Below are 7,964 nucleotides of genomic sequence, written 5' to 3' on the forward strand. Positions count from 1 at the left end.
CGGTTGCGGGGGAGAGGTCATCTCGCGATCTCGCGGTCGCGCAGGGAGCCCGGGTCGAGGTGCTCTCGGAGCAGGCGCAGCTCGTCGGGGGCGGGGGTGCGGGTCTCGGGTACGCCGCCGCGGGGCATGGCGAGTTCGAAACCCGTGCTCGCGACGACCTGCTCCACCGTGACCCCCGGATGGACCGAGGCCAGCCGCATCGAGCGATCGGGAGTGGCGAAGTCCAGCACGGCGAGGTTCGTCACGACGCGACGGAGGTCGTGGTGGCGCGAGGCGCTCGTCCCGGCCTCGGCCGCCCGGTCGTACCCGACGCCGCTGACCATGTCCACCTTCGGGACGAAGACCCGGGTCGAGTGCCGGGGGATCCAGTAGCTCGTCGGGTCGCACACCGTGTTCCCCGGAGCGCCGCGGACGCCGAGTAGCTGCGATCTGGGCCTGGCCCAGTCGCCGATGCACGAGATGTTGGTGTTGCCGTGCCGGTCGATCTGGCCGGCGCCCAGCATGACGTGCCTGCGGCCCTGGAGCACGAGCCAGAGGTGGTCGCGGAACGGAAGCCAGCCCTCCACCACCTCCGGGTCCTCGCCGAGAGGAGGAACGTCGCCGGTGAGCAGGCACACCCCGTCGTGCGTGACCAGATCGGGCTCGAACGTCAGCCGCGCCAGACGGGCCGCGAGGACCGTGATCGCCCCGCCGACGCCCGCCGCCAGGATCTCCCCGTCGCCCCTGAACGCCTCCGCGCAGGCCACCACGCAGACCTCCGCTCGCGTCGGCGCGCCGTCGTAAGCGAGGCCGGGGGTCATCGGGCCTCCTCGCGTGCCCGGCGTACGGCGGTCTGGTAGGCGGTCTCGTCGCCGGAAAGGAAGCGTTCGCGGAACGACGCCCACGCGTCCTGGTCGGTGGCGGCGGTGACGTAGCTCTTCTGGAACGCCTCGTCGCGCCCGTAGTCGGGCTCGCACGTCGTGAAGTGGGCGCCGCCCGGCGTCTCCACCACGCCCGCGACCATCGACCTGCTGATCAGCAGCGACTGGACCGGGCCTTCTTTCAGCAAGTCGGCCGTGTCCACCAGCCGCTCGCAGCTCACGTAGCAGCGGCCGGCGGCCTTGGCGTACAGGTCGTCGAAGTAGGGGTCGGGGCCGAGGTACTGGGCGTTGCCCCGCCGGTCCGCCCGGTTCAGGTGCACCAGGGCCACGTCCATCGTCAGAGCGGGCACCGCGACCAGATCCTCGCCGTCCTCGTAGGGCGAGCGGATCGTACGCAGGCCAGGGTTCACGCGCATGACGTCCGAGCCCAGGCCCGCCCGGGTCGGCAGGAACGGCAGCCGGTGGGCCGCCGCGAGCAGGCCGAACATGAACATGCCCTCGTCGTACTCGGTGAACCGCACGGCGCCCGTCTGCCGCGCGACCCGGAAGTGCGGTTCCAGGGGGATCGAGTCGAGCGTGACGAACGGGGCCACGACCCTGCGCACCTTGCCGTACGCGCACAGCAGGCCCACGTCGGCCCCGCCGTACGAGACCACCGTGAGGTCACGGAGCGCGGAGCGGCAGATCGCGCGGACCAGGGCCATCGGCTTGCGCCGGGACCCCCAGCCGCCGATCCCGATCGTCATGCCGCTCTCCAGAGACCCGGCGATCTCCTCGACCGACATGGTCTTGTCCCTCATCCGAGCTCCTCCCGGGCGCGGTCGGTGAAGGCGGCGCGGTGGCGGTCGCCCGCGCCCGTCAGGTTGAGCTCGAAGGTGAAGCCCTGCTCGAACCGGTAACCGCGCTTCACGTCGACGGGGTCGATGCCGTTGAGCGACTCCTTGGCCCGGCGGATGACGTACGGGTCCTTGCCCGCGATCTGGCCGGCGACCTCGAACGCCGCGTCCCTCAGCTTGTCCGGGGGCACCACCTCGAGCACCGAGCCGTGATGGTGCAGCTCGGCGGCCGTGACGTTGCGGCAGGTGTACACCATGGCCCGCATGAGGTGCTGAGGTACGAGCCTCGCCAGGTGGGTCGCGGCTCCGAGCGCCCCCCTGTCCACCTCGGGCAGCCCGAAGTAGGCGTCCTCGCTGGCCACGACGATGTCGGCGTTGCCCACGAGGCCGATCCCGCCGCCGAGGCAGAAGCCGTGCACGGCGGCCAGCACCGGCACCTCGCACTCGTAGACGGCGGCGAAGGCCGCGTAGCAGCCGCGGTTGGCCCCGACCAGGGCCTCGTACCCGGAGGTGCGCCGAATCTCCTTGATGTCCACCCCGGCGTTGAAGCCCTTTCCCTCCGCGCGGAGCACGACCACCCGTGTCGCCGGGTCGCGTCCCGCGGCGAGCACGGCGTCCGCCAGGTCGAACCAGCCCTGGACGGGCAGCGCGTTGACCGGGGGGACGTGGACCACGACCTCCGCGATCGGGCCGTCGCTCACTGTGATTCCCATCGCGCCTCACCGAGCCTTGGGTCACCTAACGCTTGCTTGGTACCGTAGCACGACGGCCATATGCGGGGACGGTGGTGCGGATGGTGAGCTACGACTACACCGGCAGGGTGGTGCTGGTGACCGGGGGCAGCAAGGGCATCGGGGCGGGGATCGCCTCGGCCTTCCTCGGAGCCGGCGCCGAGGTGGTGGTCTGCGCCCGCAAGCCGCCCGACCAGCTGCCCCGGGAGCCCGAGGGCCTGCTGCGCGGGGGCACGGGGCCGTTCCGCCAGGCGCGCTACCTCGCGGCGGACGTCCGTGACCCCGGCGACGTGGACCGCCTGTTCGCCGAGATCGAGCAGGAGTACGGCCGGCTGGACCTGGTCGTCAACAACGCCGGAGGCTCACCGGGCGCGCCGCTCGCCGGGACGTCCCCGCGCCTGCACGCGAAGATCATCGAGCTCAACCTGACGGCCCCGCTGCTGGTGTCCCAGCGCGCGTACCCTCTCCTGTCCGCGTCCGCGGGCTCGATCGTGATGATCGGGAGCGTGAGCGGGGACCGGCCCTCGCCCGGCACCTCCGCGTACGGCGCGGCCAAGGCCGGGCTCCACCATCTGGCCGAGTGCCTGGCGGCGGAGTGGGCGCCCGCCGTACGGGTCAACACGGTCGTGGTCGGCCTCGCCGAGACCGAGAACGCCGCAGGCCACTACGGCGGATCGTTCGACCAGGTGGCCGCGACCGTGCCCGCGGGGCGCATGGCGAGGCCGCAGGACGTCGCGGAGGCCTGCCTGTGGCTGGGCTCCCCGGGCTTCGTGACGGGCGCGCGGGTCCACGTCCACGGCGGCGGCGAGATTCCAGCTTGGCGACAACTTTCCTGATCTGGACATATATGCCTTTTTGTGGGGAAACTTAAGTGATCGTGGCGGAAAAGGAACGGTGAATGAGCGGTATCTGTGCGGGGCGGGTCGTCGTGGTGACCGGTGCCGGGCGTGGCATCGGGCGGGAGCACGCACTGGAGTTCGCCCGGCAGGGCGCGAAGGTCGTCGTGAACGACCTGGGTACCGGTCTTCAGGGGGCCGGCCGCTCCGGCGGTCCGGCGCAGGACGTCGTTGAGGAGATCCGGGACCTCGGCGGCCAGGCGGTCGCCAACTGCGACGACATCGCCGACTGGGACGGCGCCGGGCGGCTGGTGAAGACCGCGCTCAGCGCCTTCGGCGGGCTCGACGTGCTCGTCAACAACGCGGGGTTCGTACGCGACCGCATGCTCGTCTCGATGACCGAGGAGGAATGGGACGACGTCGTCCGGGTCCACCTCAAGGGGCACTTCCTGCCGCTGCGGCACGCGGCCACGTACTGGCGGGAGCGCTCGAAGGCAGGCCAGCCCGTGGAGGCCCGGGTGGTCAACACCTCCTCGGGCGCCGGGCTGCTGGGCAGCGTCGGGCAGGGCAACTACGCCGCGGCCAAGGCCGGGATCGTCGCGCTCACCCACACCGCCGCCGCCGAGCTCGGACGCTACGGCGTGACCGTCAACGCGATCGCCCCGGCCGCGCGCACCCGGATGACCGAGGAGGTCTTCGCCGGGATGATGGCACGCCCGGACTCGGGCTTCGACGTCATGGACCCCGCCAACGTGGCCCCTCTGGTGGTCTGGCTCGGCTCGGCCGAGTCGGCGGACGTGACCGGGAGGGTGTTCGAGGTGGAGGGCGGCATGATCTCCATCGCCACCGGCTGGAGCCACGGGCCCGGCGTGGACGAGGGCGCCCGGTGGGAGGTCCACGAGATCGGCGAGGCCGTCGGCAAGCTCATCGCCGACGCCCCGAGCCCCGACTCGGTCTACGGCACCGGACACGGGTAATCCGCCGAGATCGAGAACCGCAGGCTGCGGGAGCTTCCGGCGCTGACGGGACCCGGCTTCGTCCCCGGGTTCGAGGCCTGGGCGGTCGACCACCTGCCGCTGCGGCAGTACGCCGTGCGGGCCCGGACCATGTTGTCCGAGAGGCTGGTCTCGGCCATGGCCACCGGAGCATCTTCGGTTAGCGAGCCCACCTATTTCATCCTCGCCGCGCTCCTCGACGGGCCGCTTCACGGGCACGCCATCATCAAGCAAGTCCTGACACTGTCCGACGACCGCATCAAGCTACCCGTAGGCACCCTCTACGGTGCGCTCGACCGGCTGTCGGCGAACGGGTTGATCGTGGTGGACCGCGAGGAGGCCGTCGACGGGCGGCCGAGACGTTACTTCAGGCTCACTGAGCAGGGCGGCGGCCTGGTATCGGCCGAAGCCCAGCGGATGCAGCGGGCCGGGTCGGTGGTGACCAGCCGCGTCCTGCGGCGCACGTGGACTCCCTACGTTGATCAGGTCGACCAGATGACGGCCCGGATCGACCAGCGCGTCAGACTCGAGATCGACGGTGATCCACGGCTCGCCGAGCTCGGCGCGGCCATGGGAAGCTGCCTCAGGGACAAGGGCTATGCCGTCGACTCAGCTGAACCCTCCGCGCTCGCCCAGCGCGGAGCCAAGGCCTTCCACGCCGAGGAGTACAGGCTCGGCGAGAAGGTGCCCGACGCGCTCATACGGTCGTGGAAGGCGCCGAAGGGCGCCGTCTACGCGCCCGTTCTGACGCCCGGTGAGGCCAGGCCTTACCTCGCCGACGAGATCAAGGCAGCCCTCGACGACCTCGAATGCGGTAAGCGTTTCTATCCCCCGCACGAGCGCCTGTACGGGAAGATCCAGCGAGAGGTGTACCTGGAGTTCGGTTTCTACGACCTGCTGTGAGGCCACTGGCGGTGCCGCGAGGGGGGAGCCCCGGGAGTGGGGCTCCGGTCCACGGGCGCATGTTCAGGACGAGCGGGCTGACCGGGGCGCCGGCCCTCAGCGGAAGGCGTAGCACTCCACCTCCGACCGGCGATAGGTCAGGCCGCTGTCGACGGACTCCCGTACGCACTGCTGTTCGCGGTCGTTGAGCTTCAGCACGCCGCACACGGTCACGCCGGAGTAGGTCCGGCAGTCCAGGTGGGGGTTGGGCCGCGCGCCCACCTCGTACTTCTCCTCGACCCGCGCGCGGCAGTCCTCCTGCTCCTTGGTCGTGTCGGCGTATCGGCACTGACCAATGAGTATTCGGTATTGATCCTTGCTGACGGACTGCTTCTCTTCCTGGCCCGGCGGTCCCCCGGCCGCGCCCGTACCGAACATCGCGCCCGTACCGAACATCGTCATCGTGGCGAGCACGACGACCGTCGTGATCCTTTTCATGACTTCCCCCAGTCATGGCCTTCTTACCCGCTGTGAGTCCTTTCCAAGAACCTTCGCGACAAATCGGGCATTGGTCGCCCTTAGGCCAGCACAGGGTGGTTGCTGCGGAACACCCCGAGCGGGTCGTGGTGGCGCTTGGCGGCGCGAAGCCTCGCCAGCACGTCACCCGGGAACGCGGACGCGGCGTTCTCCTCGTGCGCGAGGAAGTTGAAGGGCTTGATCCCGGTGGTGTGCCGGGCCAGCGCCAGGCGCAGCTCGTTCTGGCGGGCCCTGATGGCCTGCATGGCCTCCGGCGTCGGCGTGATCCCGAGCGCGCCGACCAGGTACTGCTCGCCGATGTGCCCGCAGGCCCCGGCGTCCGGCGCGAGCCGCGACAGCGCGCCGCCGAGATGGCGGATCTGTACGGACGTCAGCGGAGCGCCCGCGCCCGCCGCCGTGGCCGAGAGGAACGCCTCGGCGGCGGCGTCGTCGAAGCGGCCGAGAAGCTCGGCGCGCATCATCGAGGGGGAGGGGAACGTCGGCTCGGCGCAGATGCCGCCCAGGTCGCGCGGCGCCACCTCGCCCCGCGTGTCGGCGATCACGCCAGGAATACGGTCGAACCGGCCCAGCAGCGCGCGGGCCTCGTCGCTCTCGCCCAGGAACGTGACGTCGACCACGACCGCCGACAGGCCACGCAGCGGTTCGGGAAGCTCGGGGAAGGGCGGGAACTGCAGCAGCGCGAACCACACGCTCAGGTCCTCCGGCGCCTGCGTGGTGGTGTCACGGAAGGCGGCGAGGACGTCGGCGGCCCGGTCGGCCGGCCAGATCATGCGGCCGCCGTACAGCTTCGGGGCCGGGTACAGCTCGAACTCCATGGCTGTGACCAGGGCGAAGTCACCGCCGCCACCACGCAGGGCCCAGAACAGCTCGGCGTCGGACTCGGCGGTGACCCGCCTTTCCGCGCCCTCGGCGTCGATCACGTCGAACGCCCGCACGCTGTTGGCCGCGAGGCCGTGCCGCCTGCTGAACCAGCTCAGCCCGCCGCCGAGGGTGAACCCGGTGGCGCTGACCACGGGCGAGCTGCCGGCGAGGCCGGTGAGCCCGTGCTTGCCCGCCTCGGCCAGCACCTCGCCCCAGGACGCGCCCGCCTCCACCCGGGCCAGCCTCCGCTCCGGCCACACCTGCACGCCGCCCAACCGGCCCGTACGGACGAGGATCTCCCCGTCGAGTCCGTCCGTGGCCCCGTGACCGCTGGGCTGGACGGCGACGCCGAAACCGTTCCGCACGGCAAACCGGACCACCTCGGCCGCGTCGGCCGCGTCCTCGACCTGCACGACGGCACTGACCGGCTGGTCGATCGAGAGGTTCCACGCCTGCCTCGCGGTCTCGAACCCCTTGTCCCCGGGTACGGACACCCGGCCGCGCACCGCCTTGCGGAGATCCCTGGTCTGCCCTGCCTCCCGGCCGACCTGGGCGCCGTCGTCGCCGGTGCTGGGTCCGGTGTTGTGCGAAGTTATTATTTCTCCTCATATGGGGTCCGAATATGGGGTCCGCTGGAGCGTTCCGATTGCCGGCTGGCCCCGAATCCATGTGGGTGCCTACCGGACACGGTCCACCAGACCGTTTGAGGAGAGCTTGGGACTGACTGGTCAGCAACTTGCGGCTTGTCCACAACCAGATCCTCGCCGGCAGTCGTCACCGGACCGGTGTGGCGATCCTCTGGAAGACCGGTGAGGGGTTGGGCAGCCGTCCGTCCAGGGTTGAGCACTGCCGTGTGACGCGGGCCGCGGCGTCGGGCAGGAAGGGTGCCAGGTACTCGGCGACTGTCCGGCATGCTCGGATGAGCGTGTCCAGGACCGTGTCCAGTTGGCGCCCGGTGTGCTCGTCGCCGTCGCGGTGCGGGCGACGAGCCGGCCAAGGGTGACGTCAGCGTCTCCGAGGTGGGGCACTTCGCGCACCAGCCACCAGCGGACGGCGTCCGTGCCGTACTCCTCGGCGAGCGTGGCCGGGTCGACGGTGACGCCATTGGACTTGCTGATCTTAGGTGTATGCGGTGTTCCGCTCCGGGCCTCACTCGCTCCGTCAAGGCGCGCCTGCTGTCGGCCGCGAGCGAACGGACCAGCGCGTGGACGCCAGCCTGCTCCTCCGCCAGCGCTCTCCGAGACCCACTGATCACTCCGAAACAAGATCAATGATGACAGTCCAGAGATGCCTAGAACGTGCGGTGACTGTGGTCGGGGGTTTCATGTTCGGGGGTGTGGGCGGGGGTGGTGTGGGAGCTGGGTGGAGGTTGGCGATCTTTTCCGGTGTGGGAGGTAGGTGTAGGTCCAGCGGTCTTTGCCGGTGC

9 protein-coding genes are annotated in these 7,964 nt (G+C 70.7%); 3 read left to right on the forward strand and 6 right to left on the reverse strand.

What is annotated here, in order from left to right; all coding sequences use genetic code 11:
• Positions 1–17: 17 nt before the first annotated feature.
• Genes AB0O34_RS10395 through AB0O34_RS10405 form a run of 3 tightly spaced genes read right to left on the reverse strand, consistent with a single transcriptional unit; the run spans position 18 to position 2,409 of the window.
• On the reverse strand, positions 18–800 hold the full coding sequence (locus AB0O34_RS10395) for a CoA-transferase (RefSeq protein WP_363914803.1): 783 nt from the start codon (positions 798–800) through the stop codon (positions 18–20).
• Entirely contained in the window at positions 797–1,660 is an 864-nt protein-coding gene (locus AB0O34_RS10400) for a CoA-transferase (RefSeq protein WP_363914805.1), read from the reverse strand. The genes AB0O34_RS10395 and AB0O34_RS10400 overlap by 4 nt, the downstream gene beginning before the upstream one ends.
• On the reverse strand, positions 1,657–2,409 hold the full coding sequence (locus tag AB0O34_RS10405; protein WP_363914807.1) for an enoyl-CoA hydratase family protein: 753 nt from the start codon (positions 2,407–2,409) through the stop codon (positions 1,657–1,659). Before AB0O34_RS10405 ends, AB0O34_RS10400 begins: the two co-directional genes overlap by 4 nt.
• Positions 2,410–2,489: 80 nt before the next feature.
• On the opposite strand from AB0O34_RS10405, the gene AB0O34_RS10410 reads away from it, so the two are divergent.
• From AB0O34_RS10410 to AB0O34_RS10420, 3 genes are all read left to right on the forward strand, one after another.
• Entirely contained in the window at positions 2,490–3,263 is a 774-nt protein-coding gene (locus tag AB0O34_RS10410) for an SDR family oxidoreductase (RefSeq protein WP_363914809.1), read from the forward strand.
• A 62-nt stretch (positions 3,264–3,325) separates the two neighbouring features.
• Positions 3,326–4,240 carry an SDR family oxidoreductase gene (locus AB0O34_RS10415; RefSeq protein WP_363914811.1) on the forward strand — a complete coding sequence of 305 codons (915 nt, stop codon included), beginning with the start codon at positions 3,326–3,328 and terminating at the stop codon, positions 4,238–4,240.
• 129 nt (positions 4,241–4,369) lie between these two features.
• Positions 4,370–5,161, forward strand: a complete 792-nt coding sequence (locus AB0O34_RS10420) for a PadR family transcriptional regulator (RefSeq protein WP_363914813.1) — start codon at positions 4,370–4,372, stop codon at positions 5,159–5,161.
• 96 nt (positions 5,162–5,257) lie between these two features.
• On the opposite strand, the gene AB0O34_RS10425 is transcribed toward AB0O34_RS10420, so the two are convergent.
• From AB0O34_RS10425 to AB0O34_RS10435, 3 genes are all read right to left on the reverse strand, one after another.
• Positions 5,258–5,638, reverse strand: a complete 381-nt coding sequence (locus tag AB0O34_RS10425) for a hypothetical protein (protein ID WP_363914815.1) — start codon at positions 5,636–5,638, stop codon at positions 5,258–5,260.
• An 80-nt stretch (positions 5,639–5,718) separates the two neighbouring features.
• Positions 5,719–7,032, reverse strand: a complete 1,314-nt coding sequence (locus AB0O34_RS10430) for an FAD-binding oxidoreductase (protein WP_363914817.1) — start codon at positions 7,030–7,032, stop codon at positions 5,719–5,721.
• A gap of 234 nt (positions 7,033–7,266) precedes the next feature.
• Positions 7,267–7,809, reverse strand: a complete 543-nt coding sequence (locus AB0O34_RS10435; RefSeq protein WP_363914819.1) for a class I tRNA ligase family protein — start codon at positions 7,807–7,809, stop codon at positions 7,267–7,269.
• Positions 7,810–7,964: the final 155 nt, after the last annotated feature.

Origin of the sequence: Sphaerisporangium sp. NPDC088356 (genome assembly GCF_040685555.1) — a bacterium.
Lineage (GTDB): Bacteria > Actinomycetota > Actinomycetes > Streptosporangiales > Streptosporangiaceae > Sphaerisporangium.